Here is a 1,046-nt window from a genome sequence, read left to right as displayed (position 1 = left end):
GTAGACGGCGTCGTCGGAATCGAGCTCCTGCACCGCCTGCGCGATCTGCGCATTGGGCAGATTGTCGACGATCTCCATACGGATCGCCTCGTCGACCTCCGTCAGCGAGGAAAAGTCGAAATCGGCGCCCAGGAGTTCGACCAGCGCGCGGCGCTGTTCGGGATGCAGCGCCTCGAGCAGATCGCCGAGCTCCGACTGGTGCAGGTCGTCGACTTCATGCTTGAGGGTCAGCGTGTCGCGGTCGGCGATCGCCGCGCCGATCCGCGCCAGGAAGGACGAAAGCACGGCGCCGTCCTCGCCATAGATGTCGGCGTGGTTGTCCTCGGCGGCCCCGGCGCCGGTCGTCCGTTCGTGCTCGCCTTCCACCAGCGCCTCCCGCCACAAGAATCCCGGAAAAGGTGCAAATCAGGTCTAGAGCATCGGACCCAAGGGGGAAACCGGTTTTGGGAGAATCCGACGCTCAAAAAGAAAGTGGCGTAAAGTGCGGGAATATCAACGAAATGCGTCCGGCCCGCAGCGGGCGAGACCGGCACAAATCGGATTCTGGGAAGAGAATGGTGCGGTCGAGAAGACTCGAACTTCCACGGGTTGCCCCACAGCGACCTCAACGCTGCGCGTCTACCAATTCCGCCACGACCGCACGTGGTAGAGCCGGAACCGACCGGCTCGCGGCGTGTAGCAAATCGTTTCCGGTGAAACAAGTGCACGGCAAGCAATAATGTCAGGCGATTGGCATAATGCTCCACAGGGCCCGAACGCAGCGCCGGAACTGGACGTTTGCGCCTGATATCGCCATATGGAAGGCAAGTTGATGTCGCCCAAAGGTGCGAGGCGTTTTTGGGCGCGCCATGGACAAACGAAAAGACGATACGCCATGACCGAACGCAGCCAGATCGCCACATCGTTCCTGCCGCTTCCCGGCTCGGCACCGGTCGAATGGCTGATCGAGCCCGGCCTTACCGCCTATCCCGAGGCACTTGCCTTCATGGAGGCGCGCGCCGAGGCGATCCGCAGCGGCCCTGCCGTCGAAATGGTCTGGTTGGTCG

General features: G+C 62.5%; 1 tRNA gene and 2 pseudogenes. 1 reads left to right on the top strand and 2 read right to left on the bottom strand.

Annotation, left to right across the window (positions count from 1 at the left end):
• Positions 1-366: pseudogene (locus EOA22_RS34895) on the bottom strand (magnesium transporter); the annotation flags it as partial.
• 189 nt (positions 367-555) lie between these two features.
• Positions 556-640 (bottom strand) — tRNA-Leu (locus EOA22_RS34890).
• Positions 641-874: 234 nt separating this feature from the next.
• On the opposite strand from EOA22_RS34890, the pseudogene EOA22_RS39370 reads away from it, so the two are divergent.
• Positions 875-1,046, top strand: a pseudogene (locus EOA22_RS39370) (lipoyl(octanoyl) transferase LipB); the annotation flags it as partial.

It is taken from the genome of Mesorhizobium sp. M7A.F.Ca.US.014.04.1.1, from assembly GCF_003998745.1.
GTDB lineage: Bacteria > Pseudomonadota > Alphaproteobacteria > Rhizobiales > Rhizobiaceae > Mesorhizobium > Mesorhizobium ciceri.
The sequence above is the reverse complement of the archived record's forward strand: the minus strand, read 5'-3'. Positions and strand labels throughout refer to the sequence as shown.